The following is a 16,709-nucleotide window of genomic DNA, read 5'->3' as shown; positions in this document are numbered from 1 at the left end:
AAAATTGACGAACGGGCCCAAAACCATTTCACTCAAAAGTCACAGACTTACTCGATATCGCTAAATTCAAACTCTAAGAATTAGACGTAAGTCATTGATATTTAATATATTGGTGCCCGGAGGATGTATTCAAATCATTGATTTCATTGAATTTTTCGTGGGCCAAAATCAGAAGTCTTCCCGCATTGTTCCGCACAGTCCCGCGCCCGATGACGGCTCTGCAGTACTTCGGATTAAATCGCCGGCCGCATCGCCTTCAACCGCCTTGGAGAAGCCCTCTCTCCGACAATTGGAAGGCCGGAGATGCTCTGGCGGTACTGCAAAAAGCACAGCAGCAACTGAAAGCTACTCGCTGACACTTGAAATCCCTGGCTTTCACCCCTGAGCGGGTCCCATCTGATGCTGGACCCATCAATTCCGGCTGGTCGAGGGCAGCGGCTTCAACAGGAACGGCGACCGATCGATCCCATCGGCTCTGTAACGGCTTATTGCCAGATGACCGTGGCGAGCGAGCGCATTAGATGGTCGGAGACCAGCTGCTCGGCGCGCGCCGCATCGCGGGCGGCGATCGCGTCGACGATGAGCTGCAAGTCCTTGTGGGTCTGCTTCCGCACCGGCTCCGGCGCCGGCTTATCGGTGTTGCGGCCGTCGAAATGAACCGCCCGCCGCTCGTTCAAAATGCTGTTCACGATCTGCACCAGAAACTTGTTCTTCGTGCTGGCGAACATCTGCCGATGCAGCGCGTAGATGCTCTCCTTGAAATGCTCCCAACTGGGCGCGGAGACGATCTCGGCTAGGGTGCGCCGCATCTCAGAAATCTCGTCGTCGTCGACACGCGTCACGACGAGGTGCATCATCGCCGGCTCGAACAGCAGCCGACCTTCGACGATTTCGGCAAAAGAAGGGACCGCCTCATGGCTCGCGGCATTGGTCTGGTCCATTCGGCTGAAAACGTCGTGCGCATCGTCGGCCAGAAAAGTGCCGCTGCCGACCCGCCGGTGCACAAGCCCCTGCCGTTCCATCATGGCTAGAGCGCTGCGGACGGCGGTGCGGCTGGTCCCGAGCTGTTGGGCGAGCTCGCGCTCGTTGGGCAGTTTTGCACCGGGGACCATGAGGCCATCCTTGATGCCGCGCAGCAGCGAACGGTAGACGAGCGACGGCGTCGCCCGGTCGTTGGTGGTTATCGCCGTCAGTTCCGGCGGTGCTGCGGAGTACGCCATCGAAGGTCAGGTCCCGTGAAACACTAGGCAAGAAGCAGAATCAGTCAACTCAAGTCAACCATTCGTGCGCAATCTGGAGCAATCAGCACTCGACATCAACGCGCAGGCCCGCTTCAACCAATCCAGCAAACGCGTCGGACAGATGCTCGGCACAGATCAACGCATGGCGCAGGCCGAAAGAGCCAAGCCCGATCACACCGACCTCGAGGCGCTGGATTATTTGGGCGATTCCGGAATCCGCCAGCCACGAAAGTCCTCGATGAAGGCGCCGAGCGCGCCGACGACGGCTTCGAAGAAGGCCGAACCCGCCTCCGGGCTGGCGAGGAGAGGGTCGCCGAGCGTGCCCTTTGACGAGAGGTCCGCAAAATCATGATAGGTGCGGATCGCCGATGACCCCAAGAGATCGGTCGTCAGATACGCCGATCCAGGATCCGGATAGGTCGCGTCGGCCTTTTCGATCCTCACCAGATCGGGGCGCAGATGCTGAACCATCGCGGTCTCGAATTCGCAGGCATGGCCCATGCCGCCGGGCTCCGATCGCCTCAGTTCCGCGATCGCCTGACGTGCCAGATGGAAATAGGTGAGTGCGGCGATCCTGGCGGCCCCGTAGTGCCGATATCCGAGCGTGGACGCCAACAGATCGATGACGCCGGCATTTCCGCCGTGGCCGTTGACGATCAGGATGCGGCGGAAACCGTGCTGCACCAGCGAGGCGACGACGTCCTCCGCCACCGCGATCAGCGTTTCGGCCCTCAACGTGACACTGCCGGGGAAACGCATGTGGTGCACCGAGAAGCCGAACCAGGGTGACGGCAGCACCACGGCGTCGCGGGCTCGTTCCGCCGCCGCCAAGGAAACGGCATGGGCGAGCATGGTGTCGGTACCGAGTGGCATATGATTGCCGTGCTGCTCGACCGAGCCCAACGGCAGCATGACCACGGTGCGCTCCCGATCAAGCGATGCAACATCCGGAGAGCTCAGTTCTTCCCACCGCATTTGATCCATCTCCTAAAGTCGGGCGGCGCATCATCGAAAATCCTGGCGCGCTTACGTCTCCAAAGCCATTCAAAAAGGTTGCAATTGATCATGATCGGTTCATATTGTCCAACCGCAGAGCCCTGAGTCAACGACCATTTGATGGTTGCGCCGGCGGATCAAGGCTCGAAGGTGCGCCGAGGCGAAGGGAGGAGTCTCGATGAAACTCTGTAAGCTGTTGACCGCTGCAGTGCTGGTTTCCGGCGCTTTCTTGACGAATCCGACCCTGGCCGAGGACATCACGCTGGAGTTCGCGGTCTGGAACTATTCCCTTGAAACCATTCAGGACAACGTCAAGAAGTTCGAGGCAGCCAATCCGGGTATCAAGGTAGAGGTCACCGACTACACCTGGCCGGACTATCAGGACAGCCTCGTCCTGCGCTTTCGTGGCGGTACACCCACCGACGTAATCTATGGCGGCCAGGATTGGTTGCCAGCCTGGGCCGCAGGCGGATTCGTGGCGCCACTGGACGACATCGCGCCGGCAGGCGCGGTGGACGACCTGAAGAAGGACATTGCCGGCTTTGCGTTGAGCGACATGACCTACAAGGGCAAGCTCTACGGCCTTCCCTATTACGCCGATACGATCTCCTTCATCTATAACAAGAAGATCCTTGAGGATAAGGGCATCGCCGTGCCCAAGACCTGGGAGGAGGTAACCGCGGCTGCCGAAGAGCTCAAGGCTGGCGGCATGGAGCATCCGATTTCCTATGAATACAATCAGGAGCTCCCGAACTTCTTCGACGCCTTCGTGGCGCAGGCCTATGGCCGCGGCGCGCAACTCTTCGATGCCGAGCAGAAGGCCGCTTTCGATAATCCAGAGAACGGCGCCTACAAGCAACTGCAGTGGCTTGCCGACGCCTTCTCCAAGGGGCTGGTACAACCGGAAACGCATGAGTCGAAGATCATCCTGGCGATGAACACCGGCCAGCACGCCTTCACCGTCGTCTTCAACTATGTGCTGGCGGCGATGAACAACGCGGCCGACCAGCCGCTCGCCGGCCAGTTCGCTCTGGCGCCTATGCCGGGCGAGGCGCACACCACGCTCGGCTTCTCGAAATTCTATGCGGTGACGGCGAAGACGGCGGCCGATCCGGCACGCGCCGAAGCCGCCTGGAAGTTCATCAACTTCATGGCCGGCAAGCCCTATACGGTCGCCAAGCGCTGGGCCGCAGAGAAGGGCCTCGGCTTCGGGCAGCTTCCCCTGTTCGAGGACCAGTCGGTCATTGAAGCCTGGGGCAAATGGATCGACGTGCCGACGCTGAAGCAGCAGGTCGCGACGGCGCGGGCGGGGACCTGGACGGAGTGGGGCTCGCAATGGTCGGCCTATTTCCGCCCGCTGCTCGCCAAGGCCATGGTCGGCGAAGCTCCCGTCGAGCAGGTCATGAAGGACGGCGCGGAGCGCTGGAACCAGATGCGGGAACAGTTCGCCAGCCGCTAGGTCCGCGATAAAAGCGGCGAGTTGCCGATACCGGCCGCTCGCCGTCCAACCGAAAAGCGGACCTGCCCATGTGGACCACGCAACGCTTTCCGGCCATCTGGCTCCTGCCGGCGCTGCTGCCGGTCGCGCTGATGACGATCTATCCGATCGCCTATGCGCTGTGGACCAGCATGCATTCGGTGCTGCTGCTTTTCCCCGACACGCCGTTTACGGGCATCGACAACTATGTCCGCGTGGTCAAGAGCGGTTATTTCCTCGATGCGCTTTACAATTCCCTGCTCTTCACCGCGATTGCCGCCCCCCTCGTGGTGGTGCTCGGCACCTTGACCGCCCTGTTCCTCCAGCGCCGGTTCTTCGGCTCGAAAATCGTCCGCTCGATCGTGCTCCTGCCCTGGGTGCTGCCCGGGGCAATCAGCGCGGTGCTGTGGATCTGGGTGTTCCATCCCAGTTTCGGCGTGCTCAACGGCACGCTGCGCGCGCTGGGGGCGATCGACGGCTCCATTCCCTGGCTTACCTCGCCGAAGCTCGCGCTGATCTCAGTCGTGGTGGCGCATGTCTGGACTCAGATCCCCTTCGCCGTGGTGCTCATCATGGCGGCGCTTTCGGCGATCAATTCGGAGACGCTGGAGGCCGCGGCGATCGATTGCCGCAGTACGGCCCGGCGCTTCCGCCATGTGATCCTTCCAGAGATCAAGCCGATGATCGTGGTGCTCCTGATCTACAATGCCCTGGCGGCCTTCACGACCTACGACCTCGTCTACGCCATGACTGGCGGCGGGCCCGGCACGGCCACCACGCTGCTCTCCTTCCAGATCTGGAAGGAAAGCTTCTCGATGTACGACTTCGGCACGGGCTCGGCGGTCGCCTTCATCGTCGTGGCGATCTCCGCAGTGATGATCCTGGCGATCACCCGCGCCTTGCCGTCCGACCTGTTCGAGGGCGACTGAGATGCCAGGCCGCCGCAATCCGCTGCTCACCTTCCTCTTCGCTGCGCTGATCCTGCTCTTCACCGGTGGGCCGGTGGCGCTTGCGCTCTATGGCAGCCTGGTACCGGACCGCATTCTGCTTGACCCCAACCGCAGCGTTCTTTCCGAGGGACCGAGCCTCGAAAGCTATCGCTATGTCTTAACCGGCGAGTTGCCGGCATCCTACCGGCAGGCAAGCGCCAACCGCGCGATGATCTCGGACGCCGCGCGCCAGGTGCCGCAGAGCCTTGTCAATTCTTCGATCATTGCGTTGAGCGCAATGCTGCTCAACATGCTCCTCGGCGCACCTGCAGCCTTCATCTACGCGCGCCATGCATTTCCCGGAAAGAAGCTCAGCTTCATGTTCCTGATCCTGTCGCCGCTGGTTCCGGCGGTAGCTCTGGTGACCCCGATCTACATGATGCTCGAGGGCCTGGGGCTGACCGGAACCCGGATCGGGATCATCCTCGTCCACACAGCCAAGGCCCTGCCCTTCACCGTGCTGATCCTCTCCGTCTTCTTCCGCAAGATGCCGCAGGAGCTGTTCGAGGCTGCAGTCCTCGACCATTGCAGTCGTCTGCAGGCCTTCCTGCGCGTCGCGTTGCCGCTCGCCTTGCCGTCGATCGGCGCGACCGGCCTGTTCGCCTTCATGCTCTCCTATTCCGAATTCATGTTCTCCATGGTCTTGTCCGGCGACGCCGCCACCCGGCCGGTATCGGTGGTGATGGCTGCCCTGGCGCGCAACACCGATGTCTCGTGGAGCCTGCTCAACACGGCAATCTTCATCGCAATCGTTCCGACCCTGGTGCTGGTCGTCCTCGTATGGCGCTTTGTCGTCGAAGGCCTGCTCAACGGCTCGGTCAAGGGATAGCATCGTGGACGAGACAATCGGCAACGAAGCGCTGCATCCGCTGAAGAGCCGCCCGCGCGGCGCGACCCAGCATGTAACCGCCGCCCCTATTCGCCGGTGCTGCAGGTGGACGCCCGTCATCTCGTCGTCATTTCCGGCCAGGTCGCCGTCGACATGGACGGCAATGTCGTGGGCGATACGATCGAGGAGCAGGCCGCCGCGACGCTGCAGAACTGCGAAGGGCAGCTGGCCACCGCTGATTGCGGGCCGCGCGACGTCTTCAAGGTCAACGTCTACCTCACCGATCTTCGCCATTGGGCGCGCTTCAGCGCCGTCTACGAGAAGGTGATGGTAGAGCCGCTGCCCGTGCGCACTGCCGTGCAGTCCGCTCTTTCTTCTCCCAGGCTTCCTGGTGGAGATCGAAATGTGGGCCGTCGCTGCGAAGGGGTCGTGACTTGGCGTCCGTCGAACTGAAGAACGTCTCGAAGACTTTTGGCCGTGTCGAGGCCGTGCGCGACGTGTCGCTGACCGTGAACGACCGCGAGTTCGTCGTCTTCGTCGGCCCCTCGGGCTGCGGCAAGTCTACTTTGCTCCGGATGATCGCCGGGCTGGAATCCGTCAGTTCGGGCGAAGTCTGCATCGGCGGCAGGCCTATGAACAACGTGGCGGCGGCCGACCGCGGCATTGCGATGGTGTTCCAGTCCTATGCACTCTACCCGCATATGAGCGTGGCCGAGAATATGGGCTTCGCCCTGAAGATGCTCGGCACGGCCCGGGCCGAGATCGACCGGAAGGTCGTCGAGGCGGCGGCCATATTGCGCCTGGAGGAGCTCCTGTCGCGCAAGCCGCGCGAGCTTTCCGGAGGCCAGCGCCAGCGCGTGGCGATCGGCCGGGCGATCGTGCGCAAACCCGATGTCTTCCTGTTCGACGAGCCGCTCTCCAATCTCGATGCCGACCTGCGCGCGCAGATGCGCGTCGAGATCGCGCGGCTCCACAGGCAGCTCGAAACAACCATGATCTATGTCACGCATGACCAGGTCGAGGCGATGACGCTGGCGGACCGCATCGTCATCCTGGACAAGGGCCGGGTCGTGCAACAAGGCCGGCCGCTCGATCTCCACGAGCGGCCGGCCAACCGCTTCGTCGCCGGCTTTCTCGGCCAGCCGAGGATGAACTTTCTTCCGGCCGTCGCGGAGCGCGTGGGCGATGCCATCGCCTTCCGTCTCGCGGCGGACCGCCAGCCGCTCTTCTCCACGCGCGAAGGCCTGCGCCTCGCGCCCGGCGGCACCGCGGAGATCGGCGTGCGTCCCAACGCCATTTCGCTTGTCGAGGACAAGGGCATTGCGGCCGAGATCGTCCTCGTCGAGCGGCTCGGCGGCACGAGTCTGCTCTACCTGAAGGTCGACGGCCTGCCCCAGCTCGTGACAGTGGAACTGCAAGGCAAACCGGCCGCAACGATCGGTTCGTCTGTCCGCTTCCGCTTCGACCCGGCCGACGCTCATGTTTTCGACGGTCAGGGGCGCAGTTGCAGGCTCTAGGTAAATCATCGGCCAGATAGCGCCGAGCCGGTCTTAACGGAACCGCCGGCTGCGGAATTCAAGCTAGATACGGACTTGCCGGAGCAGGAAGGCCGGCCCCAACGAAGCCCTCCGCGAGGGCACGGCCGATTCCCCCCGCCGCCGCTGAAACAACAGCCAGCGCTCGATCTTCGTCTCCCGACGATGATAAGGACATGCAATCAGCCGCACCCGGCCCGCGCGCCCGCCGGACCGCGGAAGGTCCGCGGCCCGGCCTGTCGCTCAGTGTTTGAATTGGGCGACGTTATCCTTGGTAAGGCGCATCACGCCAGTCTCGACTTTTTCCGGCAAGGGGTTGACGCCAGCCGCTTTGTAGTCCGGCACGACCTTCATGCCATCGGTATTCAGCCAATGAAGGAGATGCACGGCGAGAAAAGCTTCGACATAGGATTTTTGAACCACGGCGCCGACGATCGTTCCGTCCTCTATGTAGGGAAGCATGTCGTCGTTCCGGTCCATCGCGACGATCTTGACCTGGCCTTGGCGACCGGTCTCATGCACCGCGATGGCAGCACCTTTGCCGCTGTCGCCGTCGGTGCCGCCGATACCGACCACGTCAGGATGAGCGAGGAGTGACTGGCTGTAGGCCGTGGGGGCGTAAGACGGGTCCGCTTTGTCGTTGACCACGTCGACTACTTCGATTTCGGACGCGGATTCCTTGAAGTAGGCCTTGTAGCCTTCGACCCGCTCCAGAACCGAAGGCGCGGGGAACGAACCGAGGATCACCTTGCCTTTGCCGCCGATCGCCTCGGCAAGCATCTTGCCCCCGACCTTGCCGGCTTCGAGGTTCGAGATGCCGAGATACACGGCGCGCTTGGTGCCCGGCGCGTCGCCGATGATCATGGCGACCGGAATTCCTGCATCGACGGCGCGGTCGATGCCGGCCGCAAGCGAGGCGGCGTCGCCAGGAAAGATCAGGAGGCCGGCCGGCTTCCGCGCGATCAGCTCATCGAGTTGCCGCGCCTGGGCGACGGTGTCGAAGTCGAGCGGGCCGGTGAAGCTCGTCTTGATGTTCAGCGATCTAGCGGCGTCTTCGAGAGCTTTGCGGTGGTCGACCCAGAACGGCACCTGCGTGACGATGGAGAGAAACACGTATTCCATGCCCTCGCTCTGGGCGAGCGCTTCATCGCTGAATTGGGGTACGAGGCCGAGCCCCGTCCCGGCGAGGCCAATGCCGCCGAGCTTCATCAGGCTGCGGCGGTCGAGATCGAGTGTCGTCATCACTTTCCTCCCTTCTTCGATTGGAGCCCAATGGGCCCTTGGCTTACCCGTCGCCGCGGCGCACCAGCATGTCGAGCGCAACGGCCAGGACAAGAACGGCGCCGGTGACGATCATCTGCCAGTAGATCGACACGGCGAGCATGGTCATGGCGTTGTTGATCAAGGCGACGAAGATGACGCCGAGAAACGCGCCCAGGACGGTGCCCTCCCCGCCGCGCAGACTTGCGCCGCCGATCACGGCGGCTGCGAGCACCTGCAATTCGAGCGCGTTGCCGGCTGTAGGCGTACCGCTCATCAGCCGCGAGGCGAGGAGGACGCCGGCAAGCGCGGCGAGCAGTCCGCTCAGCATGTAGGCGAGTGTGCGGACGCGATTGACGGCCAAACCCGAGAGACGCGCCGCCTTCTCGTTCGAGCCGATGTAGTAGAGTTGCCGGAAGAAGCTTCCATGCCGCATGGCGAGGTCAAAGACGACCACCAGTGCGAGCGCGACCCAAAGAAGAAACGGCAGGCCGAGAATCTCGGCGCGGCCGGCCCACCCGAAGGCCGGCGGTAGATTGCTGAGCGAGAATCCTTCGGTCAGCACCAAGGCGATCCCGCGGGCGATCGACATCGAGCCGAGAGTGGCGACCAGGGGATTGACACCGATCCTGGTGACGACGATGCCGTTGGCAAGGCCGATGATGACGCCAAGAGCAAGCGCACCAAGAATCGCCAGCGGGATGGAGGCGCCGCTTAACAGAAGAAGCGCCGCCACGGTACTCGCTAGCGCCAGCACGGAGCCGACCGAGAGATCGAATCCACCAGAGACCAGGAGCACCGTCATGCCCACAGCGATGATCACGGTCGGCGCCATGCCGATGGCTATCGCACGGAAGTTCGCCAGCGACAGGAAGACCGGCGAAGCCAGCGACATTCCGACGATGATCGCAACGATAAGAACCAGTAGCGTCAACTCGCGCGTCTCGACGAAGCGCCGAAGGACACGGCTGCCGAAACGCGAAGGCCACCGACCGACCTCGTCGACGCTCATGCCGCCTCCCCTTCGCGCTTGTGACCGATGCCGGAGGCAAGAGCCATTACACTCTCTTCCGTTGCCAAACGTGTCGGGAGATCGCCGACGATCTGTCCCTCTCGCATGACGACGATCCGATCGGAGATGGTGAAGAGCTCCGGGAGGTCAGAGGAGATCAAGAGAATCGCCTTACCGGCAGCAGCGAGGCGGCGGATTTCCTTGTGGATCTCCCTTTTCGCTTCGACGTCGACGCCCTTGGTCGGCTCGTCAATCACGACGATCGCCGGGTCGCTCGCAAGCCACTTCGACAGCATCAGTTTCTGCTGGTTGCCGCCGCTGAGTTTTCCAGCCGCCGCCGCAAGGCTCGGCACTCGTATCCGGAAGCGTTCGACCGCCCTACCCGCCGCCGCCGTCGCCGCCGCCCTCTCAATCCAACCGAGCCGCGCAAAGCGGCGAAGCGCAGTCACGACGAAATTATCGGTGACCGACATCGACAGGAACAGGCCTTCCGCTTTGCGATCGTCCGGCACATAGGCGATGCCGCGCGCCATCGCGTCGCGGAGACCACGCAGGCGCGTCGGACGGCCCTTGATCTCGATCGCAGTTCCTCCAGACGGCTGCCGCAGGCCGACGAGGCTGCGTGCAAGCTCGCTGCGGCGCGATCCCATCAGGCCCGCGAGACCGACGACCTCACCGAAACGTATTTCAAGCTCCAGATGTCGAGATTTGCCCTTGGCTCCGTTGCCACGGACTGCAAGCGCCACCGGACCCGGCACGAGCGCCGTCTCGGCTGCGAAGATTTCGAGGTTCCGGCCGACCATGGCGCGGACGACGTCGTCGATGGAAGTCTCCGGCACCGCGCGCGTGGTCATCCTTCGGCCATCGCGCAGCACGGTGACGCGGTCGGCGATCCGGAAGACCTCGGCCATGTGATGGCTCACATAGACGATGCCGATGCCCCGGGTCTTAAGCCGAGTGATGATGTCAAACAGCGCTGCGACCTCATCGGAGGTGAGCGCCGAGGTGGGCTCGTCGAGGAGAAGGATGCGAGCGTCGAGCGACAGCGCCTTGGCAATCTCGACGAGCTGGCGCGTGCCCGCGGGCAAGCGGTCAACCGGGCGACCGACATCGATTTCGATGCCGAAGGGGGAGAGGATCTGCTGGGTCCGCCGCCGGAGCTCGCTCCAGCGTATGACCCCGCAGGCCGTCGGAGCCCGGCCGACAAAGACGTTCTCGGCGACCGTCAAGGCCCCGGCGAGGCTAAGCTCCTGGAAGACCGTGCTGATGCCGAGCGCCTGCGCTCTGGATGGGTCGTCAATGGTGACCGCCCGCCCGTCGATGTTGATCGTACCCTTGTCGGGCGCGACCACACCGGAGAGGATGGCGAGGAGTGTCGATTTCCCGGCACCATTTTCGCCGACAAGCGCATGCACCTCGCCCTGCCTCAGATCGAAATCGACGTCGCCAAGGGCCCGCGTCGTGCCGTACCACTTCGTGATGCCGCTGAGCTCGAGGAGCGGTGCCGCCATCAGCTCGCCTCCGGAATTCCTTTATCCGCGGCGGCAATGTCCTCAATTCCGTTGGAATAGGTCTCGCGCGTCCGTCCGATATGGATATCCAGAACCGCTATCGTTGCGTCTGCGTCGCCACGCCGGATGGTGTCGAGCATCTGTCGATGCTCCTGGAACGACAGCTTCGTGTGAAGCGGCTTGCCGGCAAGGTGGGTCCGGAGCGCTGCGATCTTGCCGACATAGCGCTCATAGCTGTCGCGGAGATAGCTATTGCCGCAGTGCTCGAAGAAGGCCGCGTGATAGCGGGTGTCCAGGGACAGATAGAGCCGCTGGTCACCCTGACGCTGCGCGGTTGCCATGCCGCGCACGATGTCTTCAAGCTCCGCCGCGAAGCCATCCGGGCCGCGCGCGATGGCGAGCCTCAGCGCCGCCGTTTCTACCGCACTCCGGAATTCACAGATCTGATGAACCTCGCGAGCGCTCAGCGTGAAGACGAAGGCGCCGCGCTGCGGATAGATCAGCACCAGGCCCTCGGCGCGGAGCTGGGCGAGCGCCTCTCTGACGGGAGTCTTCGACACGCCGAGATCGTCGGCGAGCTGACGTTCAGAGAGAGGCTGACCCAACGCGAGGTCACCGTGGACGATCGACTGGCGGAGCTGGTGGAGCACGGTTTCCGCAAGCGATTTGGGTCGCTTGATCCTGGCGACGGGAAGCCGGCCGCTGATTTTGGTATTGCCTGCCATCTGCAAGGTGATATACCAGACACCAGAAAGTTCGGCAACAAGAAGCGGCTTCGCTGACGGCCCGTTACGAAGCCAAGGTACGTGCTCCGGGGAGGAGACATGGACAGAGCCGAGCTCGCGCTCGACTGCCGTAACCTGCACGGCGAGGGAATTCTGTGGAACCACCATGACCGCCGGGTCTGGTGGACGGACATCCACGGGAAGCGTCTGTGGTGGCTCGAACCCTCATCAGGTGCTTCGGGTTCAATCGCCATGGCGGACCGCGTCTGCTGCTTCGCGCCCCGCGAGAAAGGCGGTTTCATTCTCGCCCTCGCAAAGGAGGTGGCGTTCTTCGACCCCGGCACCGGCGAACTCGCGACGATCCATCGCTTCGAGCCCGACAAACTGGCGACGCGCCTCAATGACGGCCGCACGGATCGCCAGGGCCGATTCATCGCTGGCGGAATGAACGAGGGTTCCGGACCGGAAAAGTCGACCGTGTTGCGGATCGATCCCGACGAATCGGTAACGACGATCATTACCGGCGTTGGCTGCGCCAACTCGACCTGTTTCTCGCCCGACGGGCGCCGCATGTATTTCGCCGACACCTCCGTCGGAACCATCTGGGTCTATGACTACGATCCGGGCACCGGGGTTCCAGGCAACCGACAAGTCCTCAACGATTTCAAGGGAGAGCCGGGCATTCCGGACGGCTCGTGCGTCGACGCTGAAGGCGCCGTGTGGAATGCCGAATGGGAAGGCCGGCGAGTCGTCCGCATCCTGCCCGACGGGAGCATCGACCGGGTGGTCGAGGTGCCGGTGTTGAAGCCGACCTGCTGCGCTTTCGGCGGGCCTGAGCTCGAGACTCTCTACATCACCACATCGCGACTGGAGGCGACGCGGGAGCAGATCGCCGCCGAGCCGACGGCCGGCTCTCTCTTCGCTTTCAAACCCGGCGTGCGCGGCGTCGTGGACGCGCCGTTCGCCGGATAGAACCCGTCAAGCGTCCAAGGGAGGAAAGGCATGAGCTTCAGCTTTCGATCGTTGATCGCGATAGCAGCGACAAGCGCGGTCGTAGTACTCACGGCGACCGGTATTGCCCTCGCCATCGACTACGCCGCACCGCAACCGCTTCAACCCGGCGCACAGGCGCCGATCACCAAGGGCGCCGGCAAGGACAAGATCCGCATCGCCTACATGCCGCCGGCGACCGAGTTCAACTACTACATCGCCATCGGCGAGGGCCTCAAAACCGCAGCGGCCGAGAAGGGCAATGTTGAGACCTTCATGCTCGCCCCGCAAAGCGGCGCCGACATCAACGGCCAGATGGGCATGATCCAGGACGTGATCACCCAGGGCGTCGACGCCATCGTCCTGTCGACCCATGACGAGGCGGCCGCCGCTCCGCTCGTCAAGCAGGCCGTCGACAAAGGCATCTCCGTCGTCATCGTCAACTCCGACATCGCCAACTTTCCGACCCCGGTCCATGCCGTGGTCGGCTATTCGCAACGCAAAGGCACGCATAAGATCGGCGAATACCTCCTTGAGAGGCTCGGCGATAAATCGGTGAAAGCCGCGGTCATCGAAGGCCAGCCCGGCTACCATTCGACAGAGCGCGTCGGCGGCTTCCTCGACGCCGTCAAGGGCAAGCCGAATGTGGATATTGTTGCGAGCATTCCCGGCGGCTGGAATGTTGAGGGTGGCAACACCGCCGGCATGGACCTGCTCCAGGGTCATCCGGACGTCGACGTCATCTTTGCCGCGAACGACTACATGATCATGGGTGCCCAACTCGCCGCTAAGTCGCTCGGTCGAAACGACTTGATGCTGCTTGGCAATGATGGCGACACCGCCGCTCTCGAGGAGATCAGCAAAGGCACGGTCACCGCGACTGTCAACACGACACCATTCGTCATGGGCCAGATTGCGTTGCAGGTCGCGATCGACGTGCTCGACGGCAATTTCGCAGGAGGCTTTGTCGAAACACCGACAACGATTGTCGACAAGGCCAATGTGCTGCCGGTTCTGCAGGCGCCCGACAAGCTCTATCCGAAGCCGTCGATACAGTATTGAGACGAACTCATGTTCCTTAAGCAGCACCTCCCTCGCTCGGCCGGATCACCCGGTCGGGCGAAGCAAGGATCGCGTGGAGAGCTATGGAAGAGAGCGTTCCCGTCTGGGAGCTGAGGAACGTGACCAAGCGTTTCCCCGGCGTTGTGGCCAACGATTCCGTGTCGCTCAGCCTCGTTGCCGGGCGGATTCACGGCCTGCTCGGCGAGAATGGCTGCGGCAAGTCCACGCTTGTCAAGGTGCTATGCGGGGTGCATCAGCCCGATTCGGGCGAGATCCTGTGTGCGGGCCAGCCGGTCGTGCTTTCCGACCCGATCGCCGCGCGGCGCGCAGGGATCGCCACGGTCTTTCAGGAGTTCTCGCTCGTCCAAACGCTATCGGTCGCGGAGAACATCTATCTCGGCCGGCTTCCGGGAAACCGATGGCGGATAGACTGGCCGGCAATGCGCGAGGGAGCCCGGCGCGTGCTTGGCCGCATCCACGTCGCGATCGACCCGGACGCGATCGTGGGCGAACTCTCAACCGCCGGCCAGCAACTCGTGGAGATCGCCAAGGCGATCGCGGCCAACGCCTCGATGATCATTCTCGACGAGCCGACCACCGCCCTCGGCCCCGACGAGATCGCCGAGCTTCATCGCCTTCTCCTGCGCCTCAGGGACGATGGCAGGATCATCCTCTACATCTCGCATCGCCTGGACGAGGTCGTTGAACTCGTCGACGAAGCAACGATCCTCAAGGATGGGCGCGTGGTATCGAACGCAGCGGAAACGCCGGTCGAGATCAGCGCCATTGTCCTTAAGATGGTCGGCCGCGTCGACGAACACTTTCCCAAGGCGGCGAATGCCACGGGTGACGCCCTCCTCGACGTGCGCTCCATCCACACGAGCAACCGCGTCGCCGGCGCTAGCTTTACGGTTGGCCGCGGCGAGGTCTTCGGCCTTGGCGGCGTGCTCGGCTCCGGCCGCACCGAAATCGCCCGCGCCCTGTTCGGGGTCGATGTGCTTCGGCAAGGCGAAATCCGGCTTCGCGGCAAATCGCTCAAGCTTCTGTCCTCGCGCGACGCGATCGCCGCCGGGATCGCGCTTGTGCCGGAGAATCGAAAATCCGACGGGCTCTTCTTCAATTTCAGCGGGCTCGAGAACATCTCGATCGCCGGGCTCGGCCGGATCACGCGCGGAGCCATGCTCGACCACGCCCGCGAACGACGGCTTGCCCACGGCCTGATCCGGAGCCTCAGAATCACGCCGACTGCCGGGACGGCGCTGGTCGGCGAGCTTTCCGGTGGCAACCAGCAGAAGATCGTGATTGCCCGGTGGCTGTTCGCGGAGGCCGAGCTTTTCGTTCTCGACGAGCCGACCCAAGGTATCGATGTCGGGGCCAAGATCGCCGTGTATCAGCTCATCAACGAGCTTACAGCCGCCGGCAAGGGCGTCATCCTGATCAGCTCCGACTATGACGAGCTGCTCGCGATGAGCGACCGGATCGGCATTGTAAGCCGCGGAAGGATCGTCGCAATCCGCGATGCCAGGAGCCTCGACAAGGCCGACCTGGTCAAGGCCTCCGCCGACCAGGAGGAGCTCGCCGCATGAAGCGGTTGGTGAGCAACCAGATCGTCGGTCCGCTTGCTGCCCTTCTCCTGGTGGCTGTCGTCGTCGCGCTCACCACCAACCGCTTTCTCGATGTCGGCAATCTGTCCAACCTCATTCTGCAAGTGAGCATCGTTGCGATCGTTGCGATCGGCTCGACCATCGTGATCTTCACCGGCGGCATCGACCTTTCCCCCGGTTCGGCCATCGCATTGATGACTATGGTTTTCGCCATGGCGATCAAATTCGGGGACGTGCCGCTGCCGTTGGCGATTCTGCTCGTCCTTCTGATCGGCGTGCTCCTTGGCGCCGTGAACGGCGTCCTCACCGCCTACCTTCGTATCCCGTCGTTCATCACCACGCTCGCGGCGCTCTCGGCGTTCCGCGGCATCGCCTTCATGTTCAACAACGGCTCGCCGGTATTCTCCGTGCACCCGAAGCTCGAGCCGATCTTCTACGGCTCTCTTCTCGGGGTGCCGCTGCCGCTCTTCTACGTCGTCGGCCTTTACGCACTCGCCTTCTTCGTCATGCGCTACACCGCCTTCGGCCGCACGATCTACGCGGTCGGCGGCAACCCGCAGGCCGCGGCGCTCTCCGGGCTCAATGTCGCCCGCACGCGCTTCCTTGCCTTCGTCATTGCCGGTGCGATGGCGGCGGTCGGAGCCGTGCTCATGGCCGCACGGCTCAATTCCGGCTCGCCTAATTATGGCGTTGGGATGGAGCTCTCGGCGATCGCCGCCGCAGTGATCGGCGGCGCAAGTCTCGCCGGCGGTCGCGGCCAGATCGTGAGCACCGTGATCGGCGCGCTTACCATCGTCATCGTCCAGAACGCGCTCAACCTCAACGCCGTGCCGGCGTCGGCCCAGAACGTCATCATCGGCGCCATCATCGTGACCGCGGTCGGCGTCGACATGTGGCGCGGCGAGATCGGTCGCGCATTCGCCTTCATCGTCGGCCCGCTCACCTTGCCAGGACAAAAAGGAAAGGTAGATCAATGACCGCCATAACCTTTTCCCACATCGGCATCACTGTGCCCGACCTCGAAAGAGCAGTCGAGTTCTACTCGATGGCCTTCGACTGTTATGTGATCATGGGGCCGACCAAGGTCAGCCAGGACGACAGCGCTATCGGCCAGATGTGCGACGACGTCTTCGGAGCCGGCTGGGGAAGTTTCCGGATCGCTCACCTCTCGACCGGCGACGGCATCGGCATCGAGCTCTTCGAGTTCCCCAAAACTCGCCCTGAGAAGCGGCCCTTCGAATACTGGCGTCCGGGCATCTTCCACATCTGCCTGCAGGACCAGCATCTCGAAGAGCGCGTCAAGCGCATCGAGGCCCTCGGCGGCCGCCAGCGGATGAGCCAGGTCCGCTACTACTATCCGGGCGAAAAGCCTTACCGCATGGTCTATTGCGAGGATCCCTTCGGCAATATCATCGAGCTCTACAGTCACTCCTATGAGCTCACTTATTCGGCCGGCGCCTACGTCTGAAGCGCAGGAG

At 63.1% G+C, this 16,709-nt stretch carries 17 protein-coding genes; 11 read left to right on the top strand and 6 right to left on the bottom strand.

Annotated features, from left to right (window positions below; translation table 11 throughout):
* Window positions 1-485 precede the first annotated feature (485 nt).
* Complete coding sequence (locus IHQ72_RS10955) at window positions 486-1,220, bottom strand: FadR/GntR family transcriptional regulator (RefSeq protein ID WP_258122444.1); 735 nt, start codon at window positions 1,218-1,220, stop codon at window positions 486-488.
* A gap of 216 nt (window positions 1,221-1,436) precedes the next feature.
* Window positions 1,437-2,216 carry a creatininase family protein gene (locus tag IHQ72_RS10950; protein WP_258122442.1) on the bottom strand — a complete coding sequence of 260 codons (780 nt, stop codon included), beginning with the start codon at window positions 2,214-2,216 and terminating at the stop codon, window positions 1,437-1,439.
* A gap of 199 nt (window positions 2,217-2,415) precedes the next feature.
* On the opposite strand from IHQ72_RS10950, the gene IHQ72_RS10945 reads away from it, so the two are divergent.
* The 5 genes from IHQ72_RS10945 (at window position 2,416) to IHQ72_RS10925 (ending at window position 7,049) form a co-directional block, all read left to right on the top strand.
* Window positions 2,416-3,696 carry an ABC transporter substrate-binding protein gene (locus IHQ72_RS10945; protein WP_258122441.1) on the top strand — a complete coding sequence of 427 codons (1,281 nt, stop codon included), beginning with the start codon at window positions 2,416-2,418 and terminating at the stop codon, window positions 3,694-3,696.
* A 68-nt stretch (window positions 3,697-3,764) separates the two neighbouring features.
* On the top strand, window positions 3,765-4,643 hold the full coding sequence (locus tag IHQ72_RS10940; RefSeq protein ID WP_258122440.1) for a carbohydrate ABC transporter permease: 879 nt from the start codon (window positions 3,765-3,767) through the stop codon (window positions 4,641-4,643).
* Window position 4,644: 1 nt separating this feature from the next.
* Window positions 4,645-5,532 (top strand): carbohydrate ABC transporter permease, encoded by an 888-nt coding sequence (locus tag IHQ72_RS10935; protein WP_258122439.1) that lies wholly within the window; start codon window positions 4,645-4,647, stop codon window positions 5,530-5,532.
* Window positions 5,533-5,637: 105 nt separating this feature from the next.
* Window positions 5,638-5,985, top strand: coding sequence for a RidA family protein (locus tag IHQ72_RS10930; protein ID WP_258122438.1), 348 nt, complete (start codon window positions 5,638-5,640; stop codon window positions 5,983-5,985).
* The gene (locus IHQ72_RS10925; RefSeq protein WP_258122437.1) at window positions 5,967-7,049 is read left to right on the top strand and encodes an ABC transporter ATP-binding protein; all 1,083 of its coding nucleotides are present in this window, start codon (window positions 5,967-5,969) and stop codon (window positions 7,047-7,049) included. Before IHQ72_RS10930 ends, IHQ72_RS10925 begins: the two co-directional genes overlap by 19 nt.
* Before the next feature lie 261 nt (window positions 7,050-7,310).
* Here the strand turns inward: IHQ72_RS10925 and IHQ72_RS10920 are convergent, their stop codons facing one another.
* The 4 genes from IHQ72_RS10920 to IHQ72_RS10905 are packed head-to-tail and all read right to left on the bottom strand — an operon-like array spanning window position 7,311 to window position 11,500.
* Window positions 7,311-8,309, bottom strand: a complete 999-nt coding sequence (locus tag IHQ72_RS10920; protein ID WP_123149330.1) for a substrate-binding domain-containing protein — start codon at window positions 8,307-8,309, stop codon at window positions 7,311-7,313.
* Window positions 8,310-8,352: 43 nt separating this feature from the next.
* Window positions 8,353-9,339, bottom strand: coding sequence for an ABC transporter permease (locus IHQ72_RS10915; RefSeq protein WP_258122436.1), 987 nt, complete (start codon window positions 9,337-9,339; stop codon window positions 8,353-8,355).
* Complete coding sequence (locus IHQ72_RS10910; RefSeq protein ID WP_123149328.1) at window positions 9,336-10,850, bottom strand: sugar ABC transporter ATP-binding protein; 1,515 nt, start codon at window positions 10,848-10,850, stop codon at window positions 9,336-9,338. Before IHQ72_RS10910 ends, IHQ72_RS10915 begins: the two co-directional genes overlap by 4 nt.
* On the bottom strand, window positions 10,850-11,500 hold the full coding sequence (locus IHQ72_RS10905) for a GntR family transcriptional regulator (protein ID WP_258123799.1): 651 nt from the start codon (window positions 11,498-11,500) through the stop codon (window positions 10,850-10,852). Before IHQ72_RS10905 ends, IHQ72_RS10910 begins: the two co-directional genes overlap by 1 nt.
* Between IHQ72_RS10905 and IHQ72_RS10900 the strand changes: the two genes are divergently transcribed.
* From IHQ72_RS10900 to IHQ72_RS10875, 6 genes are all read left to right on the top strand, one after another.
* Window positions 11,468-11,632, top strand: a complete 165-nt coding sequence (locus IHQ72_RS10900) for a hypothetical protein (RefSeq protein WP_245319661.1) — start codon at window positions 11,468-11,470, stop codon at window positions 11,630-11,632. The genes IHQ72_RS10905 and IHQ72_RS10900 overlap by 33 nt on opposite strands.
* Before the next feature lie 42 nt (window positions 11,633-11,674).
* A complete protein-coding gene (locus IHQ72_RS10895; protein ID WP_123149326.1) occupies window positions 11,675-12,547 on the top strand; it encodes an SMP-30/gluconolactonase/LRE family protein in 873 nt (290 codons plus the stop codon).
* A gap of 30 nt (window positions 12,548-12,577) precedes the next feature.
* A complete protein-coding gene (locus IHQ72_RS10890; RefSeq protein ID WP_123149325.1) occupies window positions 12,578-13,627 on the top strand; it encodes a sugar ABC transporter substrate-binding protein in 1,050 nt (349 codons plus the stop codon).
* 119 nt (window positions 13,628-13,746) lie between these two features.
* Window positions 13,747-15,213, top strand: a complete 1,467-nt coding sequence (locus IHQ72_RS10885; RefSeq protein WP_258122435.1) for a sugar ABC transporter ATP-binding protein — start codon at window positions 13,747-13,749, stop codon at window positions 15,211-15,213.
* Window positions 15,210-16,208 (top strand): ABC transporter permease, encoded by a 999-nt coding sequence (locus IHQ72_RS10880; protein WP_123149323.1) that lies wholly within the window; start codon window positions 15,210-15,212, stop codon window positions 16,206-16,208. Before IHQ72_RS10885 ends, IHQ72_RS10880 begins: the two co-directional genes overlap by 4 nt.
* Window positions 16,205-16,699, top strand: coding sequence for a lactoylglutathione lyase family protein (locus IHQ72_RS10875; protein ID WP_123149322.1), 495 nt, complete (start codon window positions 16,205-16,207; stop codon window positions 16,697-16,699). The genes IHQ72_RS10880 and IHQ72_RS10875 overlap by 4 nt, the downstream gene beginning before the upstream one ends.
* The last annotated feature ends 10 nt before the right edge of the window (window positions 16,700-16,709 follow it).

Source organism: Mesorhizobium onobrychidis, from assembly GCF_024707545.1.
Lineage (GTDB): Bacteria > Pseudomonadota > Alphaproteobacteria > Rhizobiales > Rhizobiaceae > Mesorhizobium > Mesorhizobium onobrychidis.
The sequence above is the reverse complement of the archived record's forward strand: the minus strand, read 5'-3'. Positions and strand labels throughout refer to the sequence as shown.

What these genes read in the sequence shown, in the direction of transcription:
- IHQ72_RS10955 (WP_258122444.1), bottom strand. Translation starts at nt 1,220, where the DNA reads ATGGCGTACTCCGCAGCACCGCCGGAACTGACGGCGATAACCACCAAC.
- IHQ72_RS10880 (WP_123149323.1), top strand. Translation starts at nt 15,210, where the DNA reads ATGAAGCGGTTGGTGAGCAACCAGATCGTCGGTCCGCTTGCTGCCCTT.
- IHQ72_RS10910 (WP_123149328.1), bottom strand. Translation starts at nt 10,850, where the DNA reads ATGGCGGCACCGCTCCTCGAGCTCAGCGGCATCACGAAGTGGTACGGC.
- IHQ72_RS10950 (WP_258122442.1), bottom strand. Translation starts at nt 2,216, where the DNA reads ATGCGGTGGGAAGAACTGAGCTCTCCGGATGTTGCATCGCTTGATCGG.
- IHQ72_RS10920 (WP_123149330.1), bottom strand. Translation starts at nt 8,309, where the DNA reads ATGACGACACTCGATCTCGACCGCCGCAGCCTGATGAAGCTCGGCGGC.
- IHQ72_RS10890 (WP_123149325.1), top strand. Translation starts at nt 12,578, where the DNA reads ATGAGCTTCAGCTTTCGATCGTTGATCGCGATAGCAGCGACAAGCGCG.
- IHQ72_RS10945 (WP_258122441.1), top strand. Translation starts at nt 2,416, where the DNA reads ATGAAACTCTGTAAGCTGTTGACCGCTGCAGTGCTGGTTTCCGGCGCT.
- IHQ72_RS10875 (WP_123149322.1), top strand. Translation starts at nt 16,205, where the DNA reads ATGACCGCCATAACCTTTTCCCACATCGGCATCACTGTGCCCGACCTC.
- IHQ72_RS10895 (WP_123149326.1), top strand. Translation starts at nt 11,675, where the DNA reads ATGGACAGAGCCGAGCTCGCGCTCGACTGCCGTAACCTGCACGGCGAG.
- IHQ72_RS10915 (WP_258122436.1), bottom strand. Translation starts at nt 9,339, where the DNA reads ATGAGCGTCGACGAGGTCGGTCGGTGGCCTTCGCGTTTCGGCAGCCGT.
- IHQ72_RS10940 (WP_258122440.1), top strand. Translation starts at nt 3,765, where the DNA reads ATGTGGACCACGCAACGCTTTCCGGCCATCTGGCTCCTGCCGGCGCTG.
- IHQ72_RS10935 (WP_258122439.1), top strand. Translation starts at nt 4,645, where the DNA reads ATGCCAGGCCGCCGCAATCCGCTGCTCACCTTCCTCTTCGCTGCGCTG.